The 25,730-nt window shown below is 36.1% G+C and carries 25 protein-coding genes; 10 read left to right on the top strand and 15 right to left on the bottom strand.

Annotation, left to right across the window (positions count from 1 at the left end):
- Nucleotides 1-11: 11 nt before the first annotated feature.
- The 8 genes from rlmD to lpxB form a co-directional block, all read right to left on the bottom strand.
- The gene (rlmD, locus tag BCF58_RS00615) at nucleotides 12-1,418 is read right to left on the bottom strand and encodes a 23S rRNA (uracil(1939)-C(5))-methyltransferase RlmD (RefSeq protein ID WP_121459878.1); all 1,407 of its coding nucleotides are present in this window, start codon (nucleotides 1,416-1,418) and stop codon (nucleotides 12-14) included.
- A gap of 159 nt (nucleotides 1,419-1,577) precedes the next feature.
- Nucleotides 1,578-3,125, bottom strand: a complete 1,548-nt coding sequence (locus BCF58_RS00610; protein WP_121459877.1) for a TlpA family protein disulfide reductase — start codon at nucleotides 3,123-3,125, stop codon at nucleotides 1,578-1,580.
- 137 nt (nucleotides 3,126-3,262) lie between these two features.
- Complete coding sequence (locus BCF58_RS00605; protein ID WP_121459876.1) at nucleotides 3,263-4,030, bottom strand: succinate dehydrogenase/fumarate reductase iron-sulfur subunit; 768 nt, start codon at nucleotides 4,028-4,030, stop codon at nucleotides 3,263-3,265.
- 24 nt (nucleotides 4,031-4,054) lie between these two features.
- Entirely contained in the window at nucleotides 4,055-6,067 is a 2,013-nt protein-coding gene (locus BCF58_RS00600) for a fumarate reductase/succinate dehydrogenase flavoprotein subunit (RefSeq protein WP_121459875.1), read from the bottom strand.
- 15 nt (nucleotides 6,068-6,082) lie between these two features.
- Nucleotides 6,083-6,748 (bottom strand): succinate dehydrogenase cytochrome b subunit, encoded by a 666-nt coding sequence (locus tag BCF58_RS00595; protein WP_121459874.1) that lies wholly within the window; start codon nucleotides 6,746-6,748, stop codon nucleotides 6,083-6,085.
- Nucleotides 6,749-6,892: 144 nt separating this feature from the next.
- On the bottom strand, nucleotides 6,893-8,662 hold the full coding sequence (locus BCF58_RS00590) for a ComEC/Rec2 family competence protein (protein ID WP_121459873.1): 1,770 nt from the start codon (nucleotides 8,660-8,662) through the stop codon (nucleotides 6,893-6,895).
- Between the two features lie 189 nt (nucleotides 8,663-8,851).
- A complete protein-coding gene (locus BCF58_RS00585) occupies nucleotides 8,852-9,946 on the bottom strand; it encodes a glycoside hydrolase family 99 protein (protein WP_121461000.1) in 1,095 nt (364 codons plus the stop codon).
- Nucleotides 9,947-9,984: 38 nt separating this feature from the next.
- Nucleotides 9,985-11,088 (bottom strand): lipid-A-disaccharide synthase, encoded by a 1,104-nt coding sequence (lpxB, locus tag BCF58_RS00580; RefSeq protein WP_121459872.1) that lies wholly within the window; start codon nucleotides 11,086-11,088, stop codon nucleotides 9,985-9,987.
- 79 nt (nucleotides 11,089-11,167) lie between these two features.
- Between lpxB and BCF58_RS00575 the strand changes: the two genes are divergently transcribed.
- Together BCF58_RS00575 and BCF58_RS00570 are read left to right on the top strand one after the other, a co-directional pair.
- On the top strand, nucleotides 11,168-11,677 hold the full coding sequence (locus BCF58_RS00575) for a DUF2480 family protein (RefSeq protein ID WP_121459871.1): 510 nt from the start codon (nucleotides 11,168-11,170) through the stop codon (nucleotides 11,675-11,677).
- Nucleotides 11,678-11,799: 122 nt separating this feature from the next.
- Nucleotides 11,800-12,453 carry a DUF937 domain-containing protein gene (locus BCF58_RS00570; protein WP_121459870.1) on the top strand — a complete coding sequence of 218 codons (654 nt, stop codon included), beginning with the start codon at nucleotides 11,800-11,802 and terminating at the stop codon, nucleotides 12,451-12,453.
- 35 nt (nucleotides 12,454-12,488) lie between these two features.
- On the opposite strand, the gene BCF58_RS00565 is transcribed toward BCF58_RS00570, so the two are convergent.
- Together BCF58_RS00565 and BCF58_RS00560 are read right to left on the bottom strand one after the other, a co-directional pair.
- Nucleotides 12,489-12,650, bottom strand: coding sequence for a 30S ribosomal protein THX (locus BCF58_RS00565; protein WP_121459869.1), 162 nt, complete (start codon nucleotides 12,648-12,650; stop codon nucleotides 12,489-12,491).
- Nucleotides 12,651-12,731: 81 nt separating this feature from the next.
- On the bottom strand, nucleotides 12,732-14,126 hold the full coding sequence (locus BCF58_RS00560; protein ID WP_121459868.1) for an MATE family efflux transporter: 1,395 nt from the start codon (nucleotides 14,124-14,126) through the stop codon (nucleotides 12,732-12,734).
- 195 nt (nucleotides 14,127-14,321) lie between these two features.
- Here BCF58_RS00560 and BCF58_RS00555 point away from each other — a divergent pair, with 195 nt between their 5' ends.
- The 6 genes from BCF58_RS00555 (at nucleotide 14,322) to ligD (ending at nucleotide 20,287) form a co-directional block, all read left to right on the top strand.
- Entirely contained in the window at nucleotides 14,322-14,681 is a 360-nt protein-coding gene (locus tag BCF58_RS00555; protein WP_121459867.1) for an ankyrin repeat domain-containing protein, read from the top strand.
- 144 nt (nucleotides 14,682-14,825) lie between these two features.
- On the top strand, nucleotides 14,826-16,580 hold the full coding sequence (aspS, locus tag BCF58_RS00550; protein WP_121459866.1) for an aspartate--tRNA ligase: 1,755 nt from the start codon (nucleotides 14,826-14,828) through the stop codon (nucleotides 16,578-16,580).
- 39 nt (nucleotides 16,581-16,619) lie between these two features.
- On the top strand, nucleotides 16,620-16,847 hold the full coding sequence (locus tag BCF58_RS00545; protein WP_121459865.1) for a DUF7660 family protein: 228 nt from the start codon (nucleotides 16,620-16,622) through the stop codon (nucleotides 16,845-16,847).
- A 97-nt stretch (nucleotides 16,848-16,944) separates the two neighbouring features.
- Nucleotides 16,945-17,730, top strand: coding sequence for a non-homologous end joining protein Ku (gene ku / locus BCF58_RS00540; RefSeq protein WP_121459864.1), 786 nt, complete (start codon nucleotides 16,945-16,947; stop codon nucleotides 17,728-17,730).
- On the top strand, nucleotides 17,730-18,332 hold the full coding sequence (locus tag BCF58_RS00535) for a DNA polymerase ligase N-terminal domain-containing protein (RefSeq protein WP_121459863.1): 603 nt from the start codon (nucleotides 17,730-17,732) through the stop codon (nucleotides 18,330-18,332). The genes ku and BCF58_RS00535 overlap by 1 nt, the downstream gene beginning before the upstream one ends.
- A 71-nt stretch (nucleotides 18,333-18,403) precedes the next feature.
- Nucleotides 18,404-20,287 (top strand): DNA ligase D, encoded by a 1,884-nt coding sequence (gene ligD / locus BCF58_RS00530; RefSeq protein ID WP_121459862.1) that lies wholly within the window; start codon nucleotides 18,404-18,406, stop codon nucleotides 20,285-20,287.
- Here ligD and BCF58_RS00525 read toward each other — a convergent pair whose 3' ends face one another.
- The 4 genes from BCF58_RS00525 to BCF58_RS00510 are packed head-to-tail and all read right to left on the bottom strand — an operon-like array spanning nucleotide 20,288 to nucleotide 22,983.
- A complete protein-coding gene (locus BCF58_RS00525) occupies nucleotides 20,288-21,157 on the bottom strand; it encodes an SDR family NAD(P)-dependent oxidoreductase (RefSeq protein WP_228434696.1) in 870 nt (289 codons plus the stop codon).
- Between the two features lie 29 nt (nucleotides 21,158-21,186).
- Complete coding sequence (yajC, locus tag BCF58_RS00520) at nucleotides 21,187-21,555, bottom strand: preprotein translocase subunit YajC (RefSeq protein WP_121459860.1); 369 nt, start codon at nucleotides 21,553-21,555, stop codon at nucleotides 21,187-21,189.
- 10 nt (nucleotides 21,556-21,565) lie between these two features.
- Nucleotides 21,566-22,066: a DUF1573 domain-containing protein gene (locus BCF58_RS00515; protein WP_121459859.1), complete on the bottom strand. Its 501-nt coding sequence runs from the start codon at nucleotides 22,064-22,066 to the stop codon at nucleotides 21,566-21,568.
- Between the two features lie 11 nt (nucleotides 22,067-22,077).
- Entirely contained in the window at nucleotides 22,078-22,983 is a 906-nt protein-coding gene (locus tag BCF58_RS00510; RefSeq protein WP_121459858.1) for a transcription antitermination protein NusB, read from the bottom strand.
- 90 nt (nucleotides 22,984-23,073) lie between these two features.
- On the opposite strand from BCF58_RS00510, the gene BCF58_RS00505 reads away from it, so the two are divergent.
- Nucleotides 23,074-24,735 carry an ABC transporter ATP-binding protein gene (locus tag BCF58_RS00505; RefSeq protein WP_121459857.1) on the top strand — a complete coding sequence of 554 codons (1,662 nt, stop codon included), beginning with the start codon at nucleotides 23,074-23,076 and terminating at the stop codon, nucleotides 24,733-24,735.
- Nucleotides 24,736-24,834: 99 nt separating this feature from the next.
- Nucleotides 24,835-25,170, top strand: coding sequence for a DUF3276 family protein (locus tag BCF58_RS00500; protein WP_121459856.1), 336 nt, complete (start codon nucleotides 24,835-24,837; stop codon nucleotides 25,168-25,170).
- A gap of 68 nt (nucleotides 25,171-25,238) precedes the next feature.
- On the opposite strand, the gene BCF58_RS00495 is transcribed toward BCF58_RS00500, so the two are convergent.
- Nucleotides 25,239-25,661 (bottom strand): VOC family protein, encoded by a 423-nt coding sequence (locus BCF58_RS00495; protein WP_121459855.1) that lies wholly within the window; start codon nucleotides 25,659-25,661, stop codon nucleotides 25,239-25,241.
- Between the last annotated feature and the right edge of the window lie 69 nt (nucleotides 25,662-25,730).

The following is a 25,730-nucleotide window of genomic DNA, read 5'->3' as shown; positions in this document are numbered from 1 at the left end:
TTTAGGTAAATTTATTTTTTAAGCAATAATGCAATATTTTCCACGTGATGGGTTTGCGGGAACATGTCTACCGGTAAAATTTTCACAAGGGTGTAATGCTCTTTCATTAAAGCCAGATCTCTAGCCTGAGTAGCGGAATTACAACTTACATACACTATTTTTTCAGGAGATAGTTTCAATATCTGTTCTACCACTTTCTGATGCATTCCGTCTCTTGGCGGATCAGTAATCAATACATCAGCTTTTGGATGGTTTTGTAAGAACTCATCATTGAAGATATCTTTCATATCCCCACAGTAGAAGGTACAATTATCAAGTCCATTCAGTTCAGCATGCTCAATAGCTGCATCAATGGCTTCCTGAACAGATTCTATTCCTATTACCTGCTTTGCTTTTCTTGCGACATATTGTGCAATGGTTCCGGTTCCTGTATATAAATCGTACACCACTTCATCCCCTTTCAGGTCTGCAAATTCCAAGGTTTTCCTATAAAGCTCCAACGCTTGCTTGTAATTGGTCTGGAAGAAAGATTTGGGCCCGATTTTAAACTTCAGCCCATCCATTTCCTCCATTAAAAAACCTTCTCCTGCGTATATGTTGATATCCAGATCATAAATGGAATCATTCGGTTTTGGATTGATCGCGTATACTAATGTTTTGATCTGTGGAAACTTTTCCAGTAAAAATTTAAAAAGCTTCTCTCTGTTCTCCTCTTCTTCTCTGTAAAGCTGGAATAAAACCATCCACTCTCCTTTAGAGTTCTGTCTCATCATTAAAGTTCTCAGGAATCCTTCCTGATTTTTCACATCAAAAAAATCCAGCCCGTTCTCGTCTGCATATACTTTTACAGCCAATCTTATGGCGTTTGACGGATCTTCCTGAAGGAAGCATTCTTTAAGATCAAGAATCTTGCTCCACATTCCCGGAATATGGAATCCTAAAGCATTCTTATCATTGATATCATCTTGGGAATTCACTTCCGCAACGGTTAACCAACGTGCATTGGAAAAAGAAAATTCCATTTTATTTCTGTAGAAATATTCTTCTTCGGATCCTAAAATAGGAAGGGTTTCAAAGTCATCCAGACCCCCGATCCTCTTTATATTATTATACACTTCTTCCTGCTTAAAATCCAGTTGCTTTTCATAACTCATATTCTGCCATTTGCACCCGCCGCAAGCTCCGAAATGAATACATCTCGGTTCTACTCTGAAGGGAGACTCCTCCAACACCTCCAGTGCTTCGGCTTCATAATATTTGGACTTAGATTTTTTTACTCTTGCATTCACCACATCGCCGGGAATGGCTCCTGAAACTAAAACTGTTTTTCCTTCCTCCGTTTTTCCAATGGCTACTCCTTTAGCCCCTGCAGTTAAAAGTTTTATATTTTCAAGAATAATGTTTTTCTTCTTTTTCATTCAGAAATTTCTATTGTTAATACGGTTGAATGTAACCCTGGTTTCATTCAGCAATTTCTATTTTTCTATATAGTTGATTGAAACCTATCGATTTCAATCTGCAAAAATACAATAAAAAAGCCTTATCCGAAGATAGGGCTTTATTTATGTTAAAGTTTATTACTTTGTCTGAGCCGGAGTTTGAGCTGGTGGCGGTGGCGGCGGAGCCGTTTGTGTTGCCGATGGATCTATGCTCATTCCAGGTTGTAATTGTACCCTTGGATCAACTTTCGGAGCAGAAAGCCCGGTTTGTTTATCCAGTACTGTAACCAATTCAGGATCTCCCAGGTTAAAGAAAGGCTTACTTGCAATTTTACCGTCTTTATCTACAACGATAAAGCAAGGTAATTTAAATCCATATACCCCATATTTTTTGGCAATATCAGAATCCAAACCTCCGTTACCATAAACATTTGCTCCCGTAATTCCTTTTAATAATGAGTTACTTGTTTTTACAAACTGTTCTTTTGTATCATCAACGTTAACGAATACAAAATTCATTTTTGATTTATAGAAGTTAACCACTTCTTTCAATACAGGAACTGTAGCTTCTCCGATGTAAGGGTTCCATGATGCATAGAATGCAATCATATATGGTTTCCCTTTGTTTTCTGAAAGCTTGTAAGCTTTATCATCCTGCTTTACCAGGGAAGCTTCCGGAGCAGGTTCACCAACTTTAAATCCGTTGATCGCAAACTGAATTTTTTTCAGATCGCTTTTAATCGTAGCATCTTTGATGTCTTCATCAATAATCTTCTTGATTTTTTCTACTGTCTTCTCCGGAGTTGTCGGGTGAATATCCGACTGAGCCATTACAAATGCTAAAAGATAATCTTTTGCTGTTTGGGAAAGGTCTTTTTTAGATTTCAAATATTCAGTGAATAATTCTGAAGTCGTAATATCTGTTTTTCCTTTGCTTTTCCCTTCCGCATATTTCTGGAAGTCAGGACTCATTTTGGTAAGAAGGTATTGTCTGTAAACAGGGTTTTCTTTCACCATCTGCTCTTTATTCTCCTGAAGTTTATTCTCATAATCTGTGAATACTTTAGAAGATTTGTATGACGGGTTTCCGGACATTTGCTGTTGTCTCAATTGATACTGAGTCATGATAGATAGCAATGTACTGGACACATCATTCTTTTTCCAGTTGATAATTTCCTTATCCGGATTGAATTTCTTTACGTTTTCATCAATGTTTTTATTGATGTCAGCTCCTACTTTCTGAACTCCTTTGATAAAGGTATTTTCATCTTTCATCATAAGCTCATTCATATTCACTGTCTGAGCATAGTTGGTAAGATATTTTTGAGTTGCCGTAAAGAAATCATTATTCTTTTTAGCATCTCCTGTGATGACATATTCCATTGGGAACGTTGCTCCGTTTCCTGAAATATTAAGGGTTTGTCCACCTTTCAGATAAATCAGGTTTTGTTTTCCACCATAAGAAATCACATACATCCCATTTTTAGGAGCCTCGAAAGTTCCTGAAAAAGTACCGTCATTTTTTAAACCGATATTAGCCAGTGGAAGTGTTGCCACCCCTGAAGCTTCAATAAATTCGATTCTTTCTAATGGAGATCCGCCTGTGACTTTTCCTTTAACTTCAACTTTTTTAGAGCAAGACATTGCAAAGATTGCAATGATAAACAATAAAAGATATTTTTTCATTTTTGAATTGTATAATTGAACAAAAATAAGTTTTTCGGGATACCCGACACAATTTAAAAGTATTTTTTATGAAAGATTTAACTAAAAAAATCGCCATCCGTTATGGAGACGATTTTTTTCTGTATGTAAAGTCAATTCTATCCTCTGTCAACAAAAGCTGCCATATATTCTCTGTTCATTCTGGCAATATTTTCAAGGGAAATCCCTTTAGGACATTCCACTTCACAAGCACCTGTGTTTGAACAGTTTCCGAATCCTTCTTCATCCATAGCCTTCACCATATTAAGAACTCTACGTTTTGCCTCCACTCTTCCTTGAGGAAGTAATGCAAACTGAGAAACCTTAGCTCCCACAAATAGCATGGCAGATCCGTTCTTACAAGTAGCCACACAAGCTCCGCAGCCGATACATGCAGCAGCATCCATTGCTTTATCGGCATCTTCTTTAGGTACTGGAATGGCATTAGCGTCCAAAGTATTCCCTGAAGTGTTCACTGAAATAAAACCACCTGCAGCCATTACTCTGTCGAATGCACTTCTGTCTACCATTAAGTCTTTAATAACAGGGAAAGCAGCACTTCTCCAAGGTTCAATAACGATAGTTTCACCGTCTTTGAACATTCTCATGTGTAACTGGCAAGTAGTGATTCCTGTATCCGGACCGTGCGCTCTACCATTAATGTAAAGGGAACACATTCCACAGATCCCTTCGCGACAGTCATGGTCGAAAGCTATCGGTTCTTTTCCTTCGTTAATTAAGTTTTCGTTCAAAATGTCCAACATTTCCAGAAATGAAGAATCTGTAGAAACATCTGATATTTTGTAGGTCTCAAACTGACCTTTAGATTTATTATTTTTTTGTCTCCAAATTTTCAGCGTAAGATGTAAGCCTTTTTTTGCACTCATAATTATATATTTATAGGTTGGAGATTATTTGTAACTTCTAGTTTTAACCTCGATGTTCTCATAGATCAGGTCTTCTTTATGCAACACTTCCGCGTTGATATCGCTTCCCTGATATTCCCAAGCCCCGACGTATTTATAATTTACGTCATCTCTTTCCGCTTCTCCATCCGGAGTTGAGTGATCCTCACGGAAATGTCCTCCGCAAGACTCATTTCTATGAAGTGCATCGATAGCCATTAATTGTCCCAATTCAAGGAAGTCTGCCACTCTGAATGCTTTTTCAAGCTCAGTATTCATGCCTTCTCCTTCGCCAGGAACTTTTACGTTTTTCCAGAAATCGTTTCTTACTTCTTCGATTTCTTTGATTGCTTCTCTTAATCCTTCAGGAGTTCTTCCCATTCCTACTTTATTCCACATAATGTGTCCTAATCTCTTATGGAAATGGTCTACTGAATGGGTTCCTTTATTATTTAAGAAGAAATCAACTTTTTCTTTTATTTCTTTTTCAGCTTCATCAAAAGCTGCCGAGTTTGTAGGAATCGCTCCTGTTCTGATATCTGCAGAAAGATAATCTGCAATTGTATAAGGAAGCACGAAATATCCGTCCGCAAGCCCTTGCATCAATGCTGAAGCGCCCAATCTGTTTGCTCCGTGGTCAGAGAAGTTAGCTTCACCGATTACGAAACATCCAGGAATAGTAGACTGAAGATTATAATCAACCCAAACACCCCCCATGGTATAGTGAACCGCAGGATAGATTTTCATTGGTGTTTTGTAAGGATCATCAGCGGTAATTTTTTCGTACATCACGAACAAGTTACCATATTTCTCTTCAACCCATTTTTTACCTAAGTCATAGATCTGTTGCTCACTTGGGTTATGAATATGTTTTTCGATCGCAGCTTCTTTACCTTTTTTTATGATCTCTGTTGAGAAATCAAGGTAAACCCCTTCCTGGGTATCGTTATTTTCAATTCCGAAACCTGCATCACATCTTTCTTTAGCAGCTCTTGACGCAACGTCTCTAGGCACTAAGTTTCCGAAAGCAGGATATCTTCTTTCCAAATAGTAATCTCTATCTTCTTCTTTAATATTTTCCGGTCTTAATTTACCTTCCCTGATCGCTACTGCATCTTCAATTTTCTTAGGAACCCAGATTCTTCCTGAGTTTCTTAATGATTCAGACATCAAAGTCAGTTTAGACTGCTGTGTTCCGTGAACCGGAATACAAGTCGGGTGAATCTGTACGTAGCAAGGGTTTGCGAAATACGCTCCTTTTTTATGGATTTTCCAAGCAGCAGAAACGTTTGAACCCATTGCGTTGGTAGAAAGGAAGTATACGTTTCCGTAACCTCCTGAAGCAATAACAACAGCGTGAGCTGAATGTCTTTCGATCTCACCTGTTACAAGGTTTCTTGCGATGATACCTCTTGCTTTCCCGTCAACAATAACAAGATCCATCATTTCATGACGGTTGTACATTTTTATTCTACCTTTACCGATCTGACGGCTCATGGCAGAATATGCACCCAGTAATAATTGCTGTCCTGTTTGTCCTTTTGCGTAGAAAGTTCTTTTTACCTGAACCCCACCGAATGAACGGTTATCTAATTGGCCTCCGTAATCTCTTCCGAAAGGAACCCCTTGAGAAACACACTGATCGATAATATTTGCGGAAACTTCTGCTAATCTGTAAACATTAGCTTCTCTTGCTCTATAGTCACCACCCTTGATCGTATCATAGAATAATCTATAGGTTGAGTCACCATCTCCCTGGTAATTCTTAGCAGCGTTGATACCTCCCTGAGCTGCAATCGAGTGAGCTCTTCTTGGAGAATCCTGGTAGCAGAATGCTTTCACATTATACCCCTGCTCAGCCAAAGTAGCTGCTGCAGAACCACCTGCCAAACCTGTACCTACAACAATAATATCAATCTTATCTCTGTTGTTGGGTGCAACAAGGTTCATATGGTCTTTATGATTTTTCCATTTATCCTTTAAAGGACCCGCTGGAATTTTTGAATCTAATTTACTCATACTAGTATATTGATATTATTGAGTTACAAAATGAAAGATTGCGATAAAAATAAACCCTGCAGGAATAAGGATTGAGTACCATTTCCCGATAGCTTTAATTACCGGAGTATATTTCGGATGTCTTGCTCCAACAGACTGGAACGAAGACTGAAATCCATGAGCTAAGTGTAATCCTAACAATACAAAAGCGATCACATAAATTACCACTCTCCAGATATCAGCAAACTTTTCGTGAAGTTCCGGCCAGAAACGTTCTGCATCAGGAGCAATTCCTTCTACATATTTGTAATTCATTTCATGTAACCAGAAATCATATAAGTGAAGTCCTAAGAAAGCTAAAACAACCGCACCGGAAATAATCATATTTCTGGACATCCATGTAGAATTCGCAGAAGCGTTGTTTGATGCGTACTTTACAGGACGCGCTTTGTTATTCTTAATCTCCAACACGAATCCCATCACAAAGTGGAAAATCACTGCAAACCCAAGAACAGGTTGCATCAGGAACTGCACAAACGGATTATACCCCATAAAATCGGATGCCGTATTAAAAATATCACGGTTCGGCAATACAGATAATAAGTTTGTCGTCAAATGCAGTATAAGAAAGATCAGCAAAAACATAGCTGACAATGCCATAGCATATTTTCTACCTATCGTAGAACTCGTTAAACCTGCCATATAAGTTTAAATTTGAATTTCCACAAAATTAAGAAATGTTAACAATATCAAAAAGTGAGAAATCTCACAATTAGCCAGTTTGTAATCTTTCTAAATAAGATTACAAACTATTATAGATAAAGGAAAAAGAAGATTTGTTAATAATCAATTTATCTTATAAATTTTGCCAAGATAAATCACTTTTTGCGCATGTTCCGGAAAAAATTTTATTTCACCAGCATGTATCCTTCTGGATGCCATATAAGGTTTAACGATATATTGGACAACTTTATCTTTCTCCGAAGGATCCTTTATCCAAAAGCAAGCAGAGTTTCCATTCTTTATTAATAAGATTTTATTTTTATAAAAATCCAATACCAGAACTTCTGTTTTTTGATACTCAATAATATTGAAAGTAAGTCTTGCTATGAAAAAAAACAAAACAGCCATAATCAATCTCATCGAGTTTCTAAAATCAAACCTGACAACTACAAATCTCAGTAAATATACAATTCCCAATAATATCATTACCTCAACCCAATTCATTGAAATGTCATCAAAGAAGAGCATTTCAAAATCCGCAAACCAGTGTATAATCTCCAACAGTCCCTTAATAACTATATCATAGAGCATACTAACAGCAGGAATATTAATTCCCATCGCAATGAAAGCCGTCATGATAAACGAGAGCACTATAATTATTTCAGAAAAAGGCACAATAAAGAAATTAGCCACAATGGAGATGAATGAAAACTGATGAAAATACAATAAGACCAATGGAAGTGTGGCAAGTTGTGCAGAAAGAGAGATGGAAACTGTATTAAAAATTAATCTTTTAAAATAAGTATCCTGTTTCGGAAAATACTTCAAAAGAGGCTGATTCAACCAAAAAATCCCAAGAACAGCTACAAAGCTTAACTGAAAGCCAATATCAAAAACCTGGTTAGTATCTGAAATTAATATGATAACTGCCGATAGCGCCAATGAATGCAACAAATCGGGTTTTCTTTGAAGCAAAATATAAATAAAATACGTGCTCAGCATAATACAGGAGCGTAAAACAGAATTTCCAAACCCAATAAATCCCGCAAACAGCCAGATAAAAGTCAAACTCAGGATAATTGCAGATTTCCTGAATTGTAAAGGAAGTAGTTGTACAAAAACAAAATAAAAAATCCCGAAAATAACGACAATATGGGTTCCTGAAATGGCTAAAAAATGAACTAATCCCGATCTGCTAAAATCCTTTACCGTATCCTGATCGATTTCAGTTCTGTCGGCCAAAATTATTCCTTTTAAAAACGCTTTGCTTTTTATAGACATTTTCATCCTATCAATACTTTGCAAAACTTTAAGTCTTTCTTGGGAAACTTTCTCACCGAATGTCATATCATTTCTTTTTACAGAAGAAACTTCATCGGATATATAAGCTTGATAATAGATCCCTTTTCTTTTCAGGTATTTTGCATAATCAAACTGAAAATCATAGGATGCTGATTTTAACCGGGTAAGATAAACTTTTGCCTTGTAGTAATTATTAAAATCAAGTTCTTTATAATGTTGAGGAAGATATACAATAGAATTAAAATATTCTTTTTCCAACTGAATAACAGCTTCATACTTTTTATATTTCCTGGTAGAGTTTAATTTTTTGGAGATTTTGAAAATCACATTTGGATTTGACGCAGCCATACCCTTAATGGTCTTTGCAGTATTAAAACCATGCAAAACAATTCCCGCCCCGAAAAAAAGACATCCTAATAAAAACGGTCTTATTTTATATAAAAAATAGGATTGAAAGAAGATGGGAATCAATATCAACATACCAATTCCGGCAATGATATAAACTGAAGTTTCGGGTAAAATTAATCTATCCTGAAAACAGATCCCAAGGATAAAGCAAATGACAAGAACGAGAAGAGGCTGTTTACTCAATTACCATAATTTAAGGATCAAAATAATAAATTTATTGATCCCCAAATGATTCTGTAATTATTAAACCAGAGCTTTTACGTCACTAAAAAGAGAAAAGTAAAGCGTGAATTTATTCTATAAAAACGGCAATAAGATTAAACTTCCGGGATGAATTCAAGAACTTTCAAAGTATTGTGTTTTGATTTTAGATTACTTTCTTTGTAAAAATTTGTCCGTTAACTTTTTAGTCATTTTAATATACATCCAGGGATCTTTCCCATAATCCTCATATCTGAAACCTTCTATTTCTTTAGGAATAGCAGGTTCTATCTGAGTTCCTTCATGCCACTCATTAAAAGATGTAATTCCGATAAAATCAGGATTCACATTAATGGCGGCGTCAAACATTTTCTTATAATACCCACCATTATCTCTGCTTTTGAAATTGGCTTCATTCCAAGGCCTTATCCTTGTATCCGAATATCCCGGACCCACACAAGGAATGAAAATAAGATGGTGGTCTTTTGAATACTGAGAAAGATAGTTCCAGTTGGAGGTTGTACTTCCGAAAACAAAACCGTCACTTGCAAAATAGGTATAAAATCCGTCAAAACCTGAAGTCTCAAAAAAACGTGTATCTTCTTTCTCCACCCACAAACCTATATAAAGCGCATCCAGTTCTGTATTTCTTACTGTATTTTCTCCATTTTTTGAAAGCAGTCTTGTCCATTCCTGCGGAGAAATCTTGTAACTGTCATAAACATAATATAATGGCTTTCCGTCTTTTTTATAAAAAGCATGATGAGAAGAATAGGTTTTCACCAGATAAGAAAGCTGATCTCTGAGTTCAGAGATTGTTTTATAAAATGGCTCAATGTGGAAAGCAATTTTTAAGTTGAAACGATCTGCAATATCCAGATATTTCATTGTACTTTTATCCGTATAAGAATCTTTACCTAACCAGCTTATCACAACAACTCCGGCACCAGATTTCTTGATCATTTTCATGTGTTTTTCAATAACCTCAGGATCATTGGAGCTATAATTTCCCAGGGCAGGATAAAAATTAGCCCCAATATCATTACCTCCTTTATAGTTTCCAAGGTTATTCCATTTCGGGTCGCTCCAGTGAGGCAAAATATCATGATTCCAGTGATAATAATGATGATCTGTTTCCGGATTTCCATACCATCCGTAATAGAAGATATGAACCTTTTCCCGATCGTTATTCTTCTGGGCAAAATTTTCTGCGAAAAAAAATGTTAATGCAATTACTAAAACAACTTTTTTTAAACCATTTGCCATTACCATCAATTTGAATTAAATAATAAAAGTATAAAAGATCAGACTTTCAGAATAACCTCAGCTGCTTTTTCACTGGCCCCTTTTCCGCCCAGCTTTTCTCTCAATAGCTCATAATCTTTCAAAACCTGTTTTCTTTTGTCGCCCTCTAAAATCGCCTGTAATTCTGCAACAAGGTTTCTGGTATTCAAATCATTCTGAATCAATTCTTTCACTACCTCTCTATCCATAATAAGATTGACCAAAGAAATATATTTGATATTTTTTACCAATCTTTTGGCAATCGCATATGAGATTTTACTCCCGCGGTAACATACGACTTCCGGAACATTTAATAAGGCCGTTTCCAAGGTAGCCGTTCCGGAGGTTACCAAAGCAGCTTTGGAACATCTCAGCAGATCGTAGGTTTTATTCGAAACAAAATGAACATTATCATCTACATATTTCTGATAGAATTCTTTAGGAAGACTTGGCGCTCCTGCAATAACAAATTGATAACTGGTAAAATGAGGTCTCACAGAAAGCATCATTTCAAGCATTTTTTCTACTTCCTGTTTCCTGGATCCCGGTAAAAGTGCAATAATTTCTTTTTCATTTAAACCATGCTCCTTCTTAAAAGTATACTTATCAATTTCCTGAAGGCTTGAAATAGCATCGAGCAACGGATGTCCCACAAAATGTGAATGCACCCCATGCTTTTTATAAAAATCTTCCTCAAAAGGAAGGATCACCATCATCTCATCAACATATTTTTTAATAATCTCTACTCGTCCCTCTTTCCATGCCCACAGTTGCGGCGAAATATAATAGACCACTTTTATTCCCAGCTCTTTTGCAAATTTTGCGATTCTTAGATTAAATCCGGGATAATCAACCAAAATCAAAACATCAGGATGGTGATTTTTGATATCATCTTTACAGAATTTAATATTATTCAGTATGGTTCTCAGATTCATTGCTACTTCCAGGAAACCCATAAACGCCAGATCACGATAATGCTTTACTAAAACCCCGCCTTGCTTTTCCATCAAATCACCACCCCAAAACCTGAATTCCGCCTGTGGATCTTTTTCCTTTAAAGCTTTCATTAAATTGCTTCCGTGCAAATCTCCGGATGCTTCTCCTGCAATAATGTAATATTTCATTTCTATAATAAGGATAGAGAACAAATTACGATATTGTTGAATCTTAATTTGTAAATTTGTTCAAAGATAATGATAAAAAATGTCAGAAGAATTTGAAATCCGGAATAAAGTGGCCGAGAGCGGTTTAATCAATTTTGATCTTACCGATCTTGTTCCAAAAGGCGTAAGAAAAGGGATTGACCTTAAGGATTTCCTTTTTATGGAAATGATCCTTAAAGAAAAAGACTTCCGTGAAAAAGTGTCTGTAATTGATGTGGAAGAATATAGAGATGCTTACATTTATATTTATAATTCTGCAGATGCTATTGTTCCGCTTTGGGCTTACTTTTTAATTACCGCTAAACTTACGGATGTTGCCAAAAAAATAGTTTTCGGAGACCGTGAGGATCTGGAGGTCATACTGATGCATAATGCTATTCAGACTCATGATTTTGAAGAATTCCGAGGTAAAAGAGTACTGGTGAAAGGGTGTTCCGATAAAGAAATCCCTGAAAATGCTTACATAGAACTGGTGGAACAGTTAAAACCACTTGTAAAATCTTTGATGTTTGGGGAGGCATGCTCCAATGTTCCGATATTAAAAAATTAATATTGAAAACCAACAACTTATAGAAACCCACATACTTTAACAATATTTTATAGATTAAAAAAATTGTTAAGGAATATTTTTTGATAAATTTGGTTCACTTAACAATTTAATAAACACAAACTATGAGTTTAATCGATCTCCTTACAGGGAATACAAGCAACCAGGTTGCAGAACAAGCTGAAAACAAATTCGGAATCAGCAGAAATCAGGTTATTGCCTTATTAGCGGTTGCAGCACCTTTGATCATTTCTTACCTTAGAAACAAGTCTCAAGACGCACAGGAAGCTGAAGCTTTAAATAATGCACTAGATAAAGACCATGACGGAAGTATTTTGGATGATGCTACTCAGGTAGAATCAAGACAGAGTGAGGGAGGTTCTATCCTTGATCATATTTTTGGCGGTCAAAAAAATACCGTTGAAAATCAACTTTCACAGAATACGGGGATTTCAATTGACAAAATCGGACCTATCTTAGCCATGCTTGCTCCGGTAATTATGGGATATATAGGTAAAGAAAAGCAACAAAATAATGTTGGCGCTGGAGGATTAGGCGACTTATTGGGCGGAATTCTGGGAAGCGCTTCCAATCAGGCTCAGGCTCAGCAATCCAATCCATTGAACGATATCTTAGGAAGTGTTTTGGGAGGCGGACAACAGCAATCTTCAGGAAATCCTTTAAATGATATTTTAGGAAGCGTTCTTGGTGGTGGCGGACAGCAGCAGCAAGGAGGAGGCTTAGGAAATATCCTTGGAAACATTTTAGGCGGAAAATAATTTAATTCAAATACACTTATCAAAAAGGCCGAAGATTAATCTTCGGCTTTTTTTGTTTTCTTTGCTTTCGGGGCTTTCTCTGCTACTTCAGGTTTTTCTGATATCACAACCGATTTTGAAGACTTTTTAGGTCTTGTTTTACCATAGCTCCCGGAATTTATTTTTCCTCTTCTCGTTTTTTTATCTCCTTTTCCCATAATAATGTATTTTGATGAAGTACGAAATTAAAAAAATAAGCCATAAAACTCAATACCTCAAGATGTTAAATTTTTATAAATCTAAACCTTAATGGTTTTCCACTTTCCTTTTTTAAATAAAATAAAAGCAATAATGGTAATCAATGTTTCTGCAACCGGAATAGAAATAAATACTCCTTTCGGCCCCATATCCAGATACTTGGAAAGGATATAGGCTAAAGGGATCTGAAACAGCCAGAATCCAAAAAAATTAACCCACGTCGGAGTCCAGGTATCCCCGGCTCCATTGAAAGCATTGATCATTACCATTCCTATTCCATAAAAAATAAACCCAACACTCATAATATGTAATGCATTTCTGGCAAAAGTTTTTATCATTTCCTCCTGAGTGAAGAAACTCACCAGAACATCTCCCAGAATGAAGAAAATTAAACTTACAGCCAACATAAAGATCACATTATATTTCACCGTTTTCATGACAGACTGTTCGGCACGAAGCATTTCATTGGCACCCATATTCTGTCCTACTAAAGTAGAAGCAGCATTACTTAATCCCCATGCAGGAAGCATAAAGAACATCATCAATCTCAAAGCTGTCTGATATCCTGCAGAAGCATTTTCACCCCCGGTAGTAGCCACTAATTGTGCAAGGATAATCCAGCTGCAGGAAGCAATAACAAACTGGAAAATACCGGGAGTCGCTATTTTAATCACAGATCGGATTAGCTTAAAATCAGGTTTAAAATATTCCGTTCTGATACGAACCTGTGAATCCGCAATGAAAAGATGATAAAGTTGATATAAAACACCTGTGCTCCTCCCTATAGTTGTTGCTATTGCCGCACCCGTTAAGCCCATTGCCGGAATTGGCCCGAAACCTCTGATCAGTATCGGACAAAGGATAATATTGGCAATATTGGCAATCCATAAGCTTTTCATAGCAATGGCTGCATTTCCCGCTCCTCTGAAAATACCATTAATTAAAAACAGAAGCATAATAATCAAACTGCTTCCCATCATTATTCTTGTGAAATCTTTACCGTAAGCTGCTGCTTCAGGTTTGGACCCCATCAAAATTAAAATTTCTTCGGCAAAAACCACCCCAAATATACTCAGGACAACAGTAACCGCACAGGAAACCAGTAAAACCTGCGCAGCACTTCTGGAAGCCTGCTCTGGGTTCTTTTCACCAATTCTTCTTGCCACCATGGCGGTGGCTGCCATACTCATTCCTATCGCTATAGAATACATAATGGTAAGAACAGATTCCGTTAATCCGACAGTTTGGATCGCAAAGCCACTTTCCTTAAGATGTCCTACAAAATAAAGATCCACCAAAGCAAAAACAGATTCCATCGCCATTTCCAACATCATCGGAATCGCCAGCAGTAAAACCGCATTACGGATACTGACTTTGGTATAATCTACCTCTTCTCCACTTAATGCCTTCTTAAGAAAGCTGATATATTTTGACATTTTTTTCGATTAATTTTATGAGCATCTAAAATACAAATTCAAATTTCAATGAATAGATTCATTTTTAATTGAAGTTTTTATTAAATTTGTTCACAAGAAAAATTAAAAATTTAATCTTTAACTGAAAAGAGCAAATAAATAATTAGTAAAAAGGATTAAAAAATATTAGCTTTGTATATTCTTAAAATAAAATTTATGAAAAAAATAATCTTTACTTTCTTAATATTCGGGGTATCAGTATTCACAAGCATGATGTCTGCTCAGCAATTGACTAAAGAACAGAGAAAAGCTATTCAGACGGATAATGTTGCCGTATTCAAAAAGCAATTCGCTAAAGAAGACTATAACAAATGTTTCCAGGTGAAAACAGATTCTTACAGCCCGTTGTCATACAGCGTTCTGAATGACAAAAAAAATATCGTGAACTTTTTGATCGATCAAAAAGCTGACGTTAACAAAAATTGCGGTAACCTGACTCCACTTGCTGTGGCAGAACAGTACCAAAGAGCTGATATCGCCAAATTGCTGACCAAAAAAGGAGCCGTTAAAAATTAAAAAAGCTTGCTATATAATGATTAAAACTTCCTTTTCGGAAGTTTTTTTGTTTATAAAACCTTTTAAAAATCTTATCTTTGCCAACGAAAAATTAGGCTTATAAATGTCTAATATCTAAAGTTTAATATCTAACATCTAAAACACATGTTTCGATCACACACGAACGGAGAACTATCTCTAAAAAATCTTAATGAAGAAGTTACACTTTCAGGATGGGTACAAACTATCCGGGATAAAGGATTTATGATTTGGATAGATCTTCGGGATCGTTACGGAATTACTCAGCTTGTTTTTGATCAGGAGCGTTCTTCTGCCCAATTGATGGAGGAAGCTAAAAAACTGGGGCGTGAATTTGTCATTCAGGTGACAGGAAAAGTGATTGAAAGAGTAAGCAAAAACCCCAATATTCCAACTGGGGAAATTGAAATTTTAGTTGATAAATTAACGATTCTTAATGAGTCTCAGTTGCCGCCTTTCACGATTGAAGATGAGACGGATGGCGGTGAAGAATTAAGAATGAAGTACCGTTACCTGGATATCAGAAGAAATCCGGTGAAAGATAAATTGATCTTCCGTCACAAAATGGCGCAAAAAGTAAGAAATTATCTTTCAGACGAAGGTTTCATCGAAGTGGAAACTCCGGTTTTAATCAAATCTACTCCGGAAGGAGCAAGAGACTTCGTGGTTCCAAGCAGAATGAATCCGGGACAATTCTACGCATTGCCCCAATCTCCGCAGACTTTCAAGCAGCTTTTGATGGTAGGCGGAATGGATAAATATTTCCAGATCGTAAAATGTTTCCGTGATGAGGACTTAAGAGCCGACAGACAGCCGGAATTTACACAAATCGACTGTGAAATGGCTTTCGTAGAACAGGAAGACGTGATGAATGTTTTCGAAGGAATGACAAAAACATTGTTGAAAGATATTACAGGACAGGAATTCGGAGCTTTCCCAAGAATGACTTTCGCAGATGCGATGAGAAAATACGGAAACGATAAACCGGATATCCGTTTCGGAATGGAATTCGTTGAATTGAATGACTTAGTAAAAGGAAAAGAATTCAAAATATTTGATGATGCGGAACTGGTTGTCGGAATTAATGTTGAAGGGTGTGCAGAATACACCAGAAAGCAAATCGACGAGCTTGTAGATTGGGTAAAGCGTCCACAGATCGGAGCTTCAGGAATGGTCTGGGTAAAATTCCAGAATGACGGAGTGAAGACTTCTTCCGTAAATAAATTCTACAGTGAGGAAGACTTAGCAAAAATCATTGAAAAATTTGGAGCTAAAGAAGGAGATCTAATGTTGATTCTTTCCGGAAACGAAAATAAAGTAAGAACTCAACTTTCAGCATTAAGAATGGAGCTTGGAAACCGTTTAGGGTTAAGAAAAGGAAACGAGTTCGCACCACTTTGGGTTGTTGACTTCCCATTATTGGAATTTGATGAAGAAAGCGGACGTTACCACGCCATGCACCACCCTTTCACCTCTCCGAAACCGGAAGATATTCACTTGCTAGAAACCGAACCTGGAAAAGCAAGAGCCAATGCTTATGATATGGTTTTGAACGGAAATGAAATCGGCGGTGGTTCTATCAGAATTTTTGATAAAGACCTTCAGTCTAAAATGTTTGACCTGTTAGGTTTCTCAAAAGAAGAAGCAGAAGCTCAGTTCGGATTCCTAATGAATGCCTTCAAATACGGAGCACCTCCTCACGGTGGTTTGGCATTCGGATTCGACCGTTTGGTGGCTATTCTTGACGGAAACGAAGTAATCAGGGATTATATTGCTTTCCCTAAGAACAATTCCGGACGTGATGTGATGATTGATGCCCCTGCTTCTATTGCAGATGAACAACTGGATGAACTGGAATTACAATTGAATTTAAAAGCATAAATTAGAAGCGGGGAATTTTCTCCGCTTTTTTATTTTCTCATGATAAAACAAGATTTCATTCAATTCATAGAAACGCTCAGAACTGATTTTATTGAAAATAAAGATCAATGGGAAAACAAAACTATTGAAGATTACTTAGAGGCAATGTCGCGCTATGTTGAAGATATACATAGCTATTATCTCAATACGAATCAACATATTGATTTAGAAAAAATTGATTGGAAAGTTTTTTCCGATATCTTAAAAGCAAGCTCTATATATGAATAGATACAGCTAAATCAATTTATTTTTTTCCTCTAATTCTTATATTGCATAAATTTTCAATGGTACGTTAATTGCACGCTCTTACACAAAACGTAAGACAATGAAAGCAATTTGGAATGGCGCCATTGGCTTTGGTTTAGTCAATATACCTGTCAAAATTTATTCTGCCACAGAAACCAGTAAATTGGATTTGGATATGTTGGATAAATCCGATTTTTCTAATATCAAATTCAAACGGGTTAACGAAAAAACAGGTAAGGAGGTAAAATGGGATAACATTGTAAAAGCTTACCTTATGGAAGACAAGTACATTGTTCTGGAAGATGAGGATTATGAAGCAGCAAGCCCCGAAAAAACCAAAATACTTTCTATTGATCAGTTTGTGAAAGAAGTAGAAGTAGACAGTATTTATTTTGAAAACCCATACTTTCTTGAGCCTCAGAAAAATGGCGAAAACGCATACAGGCTTTTATTAAAAGCTCTACAGGAAACTAAAATGGTCGGTATAGGAACATTTGTTCTGCGTGAGAGTGAGGCCATCGGAATGATCCGCCCTTATAACGATGAAATATTACTCTTAAACCGTTTAAGATTTGATCAGGAGATAAGAGATTATTCAGATTTAAAAATCCCGGCTAAAAAAGCCCCTAAACCTGCCGAATTAAAAATGGCGGTAAGCCTGATTGAACAGCTTTCCCAGGATTTTGATCCCACAATGTATAAAGACACCTATTCTGATGAATTGTTGAAGATCATCAAACAGAAAGCAAAAGGAAAAGGTGTAAAAGCGAGAAAAGCAGAACCAGCAAAAGGTGGTAAAGTGATTGATTTGATGGCACAGCTAAAAGCCAGTTTACAAAGTTCTAAATCTAAAACAGCATCCTAATGGCCCTTAAAGATTATCAGAAAAAGCGTAAGTTCGATGAAACTGCTGAACCCAAAGGAAAAACAAAAAAAAGTAAAGACAAACTTATTTTTGTAATTCAACGGCATGCGGCATCACGTCTTCACTATGATTTCCGTCTGGAAATGGAAGGTGTTCTGAAAAGTTGGGCAGTTCCTAAAGGCCCGTCTTTAGACCCTAAAGATAAACGCCTGGCGATGATGGTTGAAGATCATCCTTATGATTATAAAGATTTTGAAGGAAATATTCCGGAAGGAAATTACGGAGCCGGCCAAGTGGAAATATGGGACAGCGGAACCTACGAACCACTGGAAGAAAGTTCCAGCCTTTCCGATGAAAAAGAATTGCTTAAAGAATTGCATGCCGGTTCATTAAAATTCATCTTACACGGTAAAAAGCTGAAAGGTGAATTTGCACTGGTAAAAATGAAAAATTCAGAAGACAATGCATGGTTACTCATCAAGCATAAGGATGAATTTGCGGAAAGTCCGTATGATGTCGAAGAAAATACCTCTCCCAAATCTTTGGTAACGAAATTTTTAGAGGAAAAAAAAAGCCTGAAAACAAGCAAAAAGAAGTCATAACTTCTTCTAAAAAATTTCAACGCTTTAATTCTTTAACGGATGAAAAAAAGCTCAAAGACTTCATTAGGCCCATGCTTGCGAAATCTTTCGACAAAGCATTCGACAAAAAGGATTGGGTCTTTGAAATAAAATGGGATGGCTATAGGGCTATTGCCGATCTTAGTAATGACAGCCCACTCTTCTATTCCCGGAACGGAATTTCTTTCTTATCCAAATTTCAAAAAGTATCCCGTGATTTCGAATCACAAAAACATAAAATGATCATTGACGGAGAAATCGTAGCTTATGACGATCAGGGGAAGCCCAGCTTTCAACTTCTACAGCAAATTGGCGATAATCCGGATTTGGCATTGGTTTACCAGGTTTTTGACCTGCTCTGGCTCAACGGTCATTCTACCGAAAATCTTCCGCTCCTGCAAAGGAAAGAACTCTTAAAAGAAGCGCTCGTAGAAACAGATATTATTAAATACTGTGATCATATCCCGGAAAAAGGGATCGAATTTTTTGAACAGATGAAAAAAATGAAGCTGGAAGGAATGATCGCTAAAAAAGCAGACAGCCTTTATATAGAGAACCACAGAACTACCGACTGGCTTAAAATAAAGTTTTCCGATACGGATGAAGCCATTATTTGTGGCTTTACAGAACCAAGAGGTTCCAGAAAAAACTTCGGTGCTTTGATTTTAGGGAAATATATTGGCGGAGAATTAACGTATTGCGGGCATACCGGAACGGGATTTAACAGCACTACATTAGCAGAAATGTATCAACGGCTTGAAAAACTGATCATCAAGAAATCTCCTTTCGAAACCATTCCTAAAACCAATATGCCTGTCACATGGGTGCAACCGGAACTGGTCTGCGAAATCAAATATTCTGAAATTACCAAAGACGGCATTTTCCGACATCCGGTTTTTGTAGCTATCCGTGAGGATAAGGAACCCGAAGAAGTTAGAAATTCACCAGAAGAAATACAAAATACACCACCAAAAATAAAAGAAATGAAAACATCCTCTTCAAAAAAAATAAAATCCTCTGAGAAAGAGAAAGAAGTGACCTTAAACCAACATAAAGTAAAACTGACCAACCAAGATAAAATGTATTTTCCAAAAGATGAATTGACAAAAGGGGATGTAATAGAGTATTATCAATCCGTTGCAGAATATATTTTACCTCATTTGAAAAATCGCCCGCTTTCATTGAACCGTTTCCCCAACGGGATCGAGGAACAAAGTTTTTACCAGAAAGATGCAAGCGACAATATCCCCGACTGGATAAAAACAACCCCGGTTCATTCTGAATCCAATGATAAATATATTGATTATATTATCTGTAATGATAAAGCAACAATGGCCTATCTCAATAATTTAGGCTGCATTGATTTTAACCCGTGGAATAGTTCCCTGCCCGATCTGGAAAATCCTGATTTCCTGGTTCTGGACCTCGACCCGTCCAAAAAAAATACGTTCGATGATGTCATTGAAACTGCACTTCAGGTGAAAGAGGTTTTAGATTCCGTTAAAATTAAAGGGTATTGCAAAACATCCGGAAGTACGGGAATCCACATTTATATTCCGATGGGTGGAAAGTACGATTTTGATCAGGTAAAAGATTTTGCTCATCTGCTGATGCAGCAGGTTCAGGAAAAGCTTCCTGACATTACCACTTTAGAAAGAAACTTAAAAAAAAGAGATGAAGGTAAAATTTACCTTGATTATCTTCAAAACAGAACGGGACAGACTTTAGCGAGTGTTTACAGTTTAAGACCCAAAGAAGGAGCTTCCGTTTCCATGCCTTTGGAATGGGATGAACTAAAACCCGGATTAAAACCGACGGATTTTAATATCCACAATGCTTTGGAGAGAGTTAAAGAAAAAGGCGATTTGTTTAAACCGGTTTTAGGAAAAGGTATTGATATGATGAAGGCTTTGGAATTGCTTCAAAATCTTAAATAGTTAAGGTAATTTTGCCACCAGGCTTTCCGGCAGAATTCGTAAAATATAATAAATCATTTTCCATTTAAAATTCGGAACAATTATGAAAGAATTTCCTGCATTGACAATGAACTTCGCCACATAATCCGGCTCCATAATCAAGGATTCATTAAGTTGTAGTCCTTTGTTTATTTTTGTTCTGATATACCCAATAACTAAGGCATTAACAATGATTTTTCTTGATGACAATTCCTGTCTTAATCCGGCTAAATACTGAGTAAAAGCAGCTTTCGTACTTCCGTAGATAAAATTGCTTTTTCTGCCCCTTACTCCGGAAAGGGAGGAGAGACCTATGATTCTTTCTAAGTTAGTATTGCTTTCATCCATTGCAATGATATTCAGAATAGAAACCGCTCCCATATAATTCACCAACATCATTTGTTTCGTTCCGTTGAAGTCTTTCAAAGCCTTTTCATTATCTACTAAAAAACCGGCTGCATATAGCACAATATGGGGCTTGACCGGAAGTTCATCATAAAATTTCTGATGAGAATCAAAATCTTCAGCATTAAAATGCAGCACCGTAATTTTTGATGCATCCAAATGATTTTCTTCAATAAATTGTTCCAATGATACGGTATTCCGGGAGGCCGCCATTACAGAAAATCCTCTTTCAAGATATTGAATAATACATTGCTTTGCCACATCTGAATTAGCCCCTAAAATGAGAACGGTTTTGTTTGTCTTTTGATTCATTGGGCAAAGATATTTAATAATATATGGATGCAGATATTTTACCTTAAGATTATCCATCTCCGCTTCGCTACATTCAGGAATGACAAGTCGTAGAAAGGGGTTATAAAAAGCTCCGGCGCGGTGAACTTCGTTCACCGCGCCGGAGCTTTATCATTTCAACTGAATTATTTCTTTTCAGTTTCCAGTTCTTTTTTCTCAGCAGGTTTTTCAGCTGCATTTTTAGTTGCTTTTTCTCCAAAACGGGCATCCGTGAATTCTCTTGAAACGGCCGCTTTTTCGAATTTCAGTTTTCCGGATAATGTTTCAATAATAAAACCGTCTTCCTGAATCTGGGCGATTCTCCCATGAAGGCCGGAAGTAAGAACAACTCTGCTTCCTACTTTCAGATTCTCCTGAAAGTTTTTTTCCTGCTTCTGTTTTCTCATTTGTGGTCTTATCATCAGGAAATAAAATCCCACAAACATCACTCCCATCATGATCAGCATCATGGATCCGCCACCCTGTGGTTGTGCTTGTAAAAAAAGTGTTATCATATTCGTTTTATTAAGGTTGAATATCAGCAGTAAATGTTAATTTAATCGGAGATTTCTCTACGTTTACAAAAACATCTGCATATTTCTGAACATTACCGTCAAAATTTGAAGAATCAAAATGTAATGTGATTTTTCCTTTTTTACCAGGTAAGATAGGGTCTTTTGTAAAATCAGGAGCTGTACATCCGCACCCGGGCTTTACTTCAGAAATTACCAATGGGTTAGTTCCTGTATTTGTAATTTCATATATATGCTCCACTTTATCTCCTTTTTTGATTTTTCCGAAATCAAAATTATTTTCAGATAAAGCTGCCGTGGTTAATGGTTGATTAGAAGTTACTGCAGCGTCAGTTGCAGGAGCTTCCGGAACATGAGCCTTTCTATCATATTGAATAGAGTCAGCAGATAATGTTTCCTGTGTTGTACCGGCTTCTTTGTTTTCTTCTTTTTTGCAGGAAACCAATCCGAAGCCAATCATAGACAAAGCGATAATGGATAACGTCTTTTTCATGTTATATTCTGTTAAATTCTGTTTTTATCTTTACAATATTTATCTAAAATTCCATTAATGAAAATATTTGATCTGTCTGTAGCAAATACTTTCGCTACTTCAATATATTCATTGATAATGACTCTTGAAGGGGTGAAAGGAAAATGATCCAGTTCCGATATAGCAGTAGACAAAATAACTTTATCCATCAAAGAAACTCTTTCCAAATCCCAGTTTTCCAGCCTTTCTCCTAATTTCTGCTCATTACTTTCCCAGTTATTCAGTGTATCCCTTAAAAGTTTGCCGGCAAACGCTTTATCGTCTTCATCTTTGATCATTTTGATCAGAGTTCTGCTTTCTTCATGTTCTTTCATGAAACCGATCGTTTTCTGAACCATTGAATTGGAAATATGAATATCATTAGACCATGACAATTCCTTATCTTCAACATAATCATGGAAATCATCGTTTTCAGCAATATATCTTAAAAACAATTTACCTATGAATTTCTGATCATCTTCAAAAGAAGTTTCCCCTTCCTTCATAAAATCCTGATAACGCTTTCCGGCTGTCATCCTTTGAAAAGTTTTTACCAACAAATCATCATGCAAATCCCATTTCAATTCCTTATGTTGTCCTGAGAAAAAAAGCCTTTCCGGATTTTCTTCCAGCTTGATAAGAATCTGGTTGTTGATGAATTTTTGATTAGGATTGATATCAGCTTCAGTCTTAATGAATTTCTTTTTACCGATTTCAATCTGGTTTTCTGCTAATTCTTTCAGGCCTACCAGAAAATTGAGCTGGTAAATGTAAAGATGATAGATTTTCTCTATTCCAGAGAACATGTTTTTCTCTAAAACATCAAATTTAATAGGATTCTGGTAGTACGAATACACCGTTTCTACCACTTTTTCACGGATTTGTCTTCTTCCTAACATTCAAAGAGCTTTTTATGGGTGCAAAGATACAAAAATTAAAATTGATGAAATTCGTAATCTGTTGGTAATTTTGTAATTTTGTAAAAGTTTATGAAAGCTTTAAAAACTCTGAACCCTTACTTCTGGAAGCACAAAATATTATTGTTTTGGGGGCTATTATTTATTATTGCCAGTAATTTCTTCAATATCTATAAGGTTCAGTTTGTTGGGAAATCCGTAGATGAGCTTACCAAGAGCGGACATCTTGGATTTAACCGGCAGGTTCTGATCTATGTAGCCATTATTGTGGGCTGCTCACTCTTAACGGGATTCTTCACCTTCATGATGAGACAAACTATTATTGTAGCTTCAAGAAGAATTGAATACGAACTCAAAAATAAAATTTACAGGCATTACCAGGAATTATCCTTAACGGATTATAAACAAACCACAATTGGAGATCTGATGAACCGTTTAAGTGAAGATGTTGTTGCTGTAAGAATGTACCTTGGACCTGGAGTAATGTATGTGGTCAATTTATTAATTTTATTATTAATTACCAGTATTTATATGGTGAAGACGGATGTATCAATGACCTTATGGACATTGTTACCCCTTCCAGTTCTTTCCTATTTAATTTTTAAAGTAAGTTCCATTATCAACAAAAAGTCGAAAATTATGCAGAAGAGCCAATCTGCAATTTCTACTTTTGTTCAGGACAGCTTTTCAGGAATCCGGGTTGTGAAATTTTTCGCCAGGGAAAAATATATTAAAAAAAACTACGGTGTAAAAGTTTCAGATTACCAGAATAAGGCTTTAGATCTTGCCAAAACCGAAGCTTATTTCTTCACTATCATTTTATTTGTTATCGGTTTATTAAATGTTGCCGTAATTTTTATTGGCGGACAAAAATATATTGCAGGAGAGCTAAGTGTGGGTAAAATTGCTGATTTTTTCATGTATATCAATATCCTGATCTGGCCATTCTCATTAGTAGGTTGGGTAACTTCTGTCAATCAGAGAGCTGAAGCATCTATGCAAAGGATTAATGAATTTTTAGATAAGAAGTCTGAAATCATCAACAAAAACTTTGAAAACTATCCTATTAAAGGAGATATTGAGTTCAGAAACGTTTCTTATGTATATCCCAATACGGGCATTAAGGCATTGGACAACCTAAGCTTTACCATCAAAGCAGGAGAATCGTTGGCCATTATGGGAAAAACAGGTAGCGGCAAATCAACGATAGCTTTGTTACTTTGCCGACTAATTGACCCCACCGAAGGAGAAATTTTAATTGATGGTAAAAATCTCAAACAACACAATCTGGACAATTACAGAAATTTCATAGGATATATTCCGCAGGAAAGCTATCTGTTTTCTGATTCCATTGAGAACAATATCGGCTTTGCCATAGATCATCCTTCTCATGAAAAAGTAGTAGAATATGCTACCATTGCTGATGTTCATAAAAATATCATAGAATTTAAAGAACAATACAAAACCATGGTTGGAGAACGTGGAGTAATGCTTTCAGGAGGCCAAAAACAAAGAATCTGTATTGCCAGAGCCTTGATTAAAGACCCTAAAATCATTATTTTTGACGATTCTCTGTCTGCATTGGATACTGAAACAGAACAGAATATTCTTGAGAATATCGAAGCCAAAATTCATAATGCCACTTCTATAATTATCACACACAGAGAGTCTAGCGCTCAGAAGGCAGATAAAATTATTAATCTTACCGAAATTACCAATTCTGTAACCGCTTAGCCGTTTCTTTTGGAATTGTTAAATAAATCATAAAAAAAATTTTGTGATTAAAAGAAAACTTTTATATTTGTTCTTAACAAGATTAAAAAATATCTAACAATGAGTGAATACAAGGAACGCCATGAAAATGAAATTTTCACGAAGGTGTTAAAAGCAGGGAGAAGAACTTATTTCTTTGATGTGCGCGAGACGAAAGCGGGAGATTATTATCTTACGATTACCGAAAGTAAAAAGAATTTCGGAGAAAATGGAGAAGCTACATTTGAGAAGCACAAAATTTATCTTTACAAAGAAGATTTTAAAAGTTTTCAGGAGATGTTTAATGAGTCCACAGAATTCATCATTAATGAAAAGGGTGAAGATGTAATTTCTGAAAAGCACGATAAAGATTTTAAAAGCAGATCTTACACGATAGATTCAGACGACGAAGTTTAAAAAAACAGAAAATATAAAAAAGCATCTTTCAAGATGCTTTTTTTATGTCTATAACTTGATAATCTTTATTATTTAGTGCTTACAACTTCTTCCCACAATTCAATCTTGTTTCCTTCTGTATCCATAATATGAACGAATTTCCCGTAATCATAACTTGTAATCTCATCAAGTACAGTCACTCCGTTTTCTTTAAGTTGTTTGACAAGCCCTTCAATATTCTGAACTCTATAGTTGATCATAAATTCTTTTTTAGAAGGTGTAAAATACTCACTCCCGTTTTTAAAAGGACTCCATTGAAGAGAATTAATCTCATCCGGATTGTTGATATTTCTGGATTCAAAAGTAGAACCCCATTGATTAACTTCTAATCCTAAATTCTTTGCATACCATTCTCTTGTTTGTTCAGGATTATCAGAAAAAAAGAAGATTCCTCCAATTCCGATTACTTTAGGGGTTTTGTCGTTTGTTCTTTCGTTGTTTAATTCTTCCATTTTTGTTTGTTGTTGCAGGTTTAGAGTAAGTATTTACAATTGAAGTTATTCATCGATTTTATAACATAA

Source organism: Chryseobacterium defluvii (assembly GCF_003634775.1).
Taxonomy (GTDB): domain Bacteria; phylum Bacteroidota; class Bacteroidia; order Flavobacteriales; family Weeksellaceae; genus Chryseobacterium; species Chryseobacterium defluvii.
The sequence above is the reverse complement of the archived record's forward strand: the minus strand, read 5'-3'. Positions and strand labels throughout refer to the sequence as shown.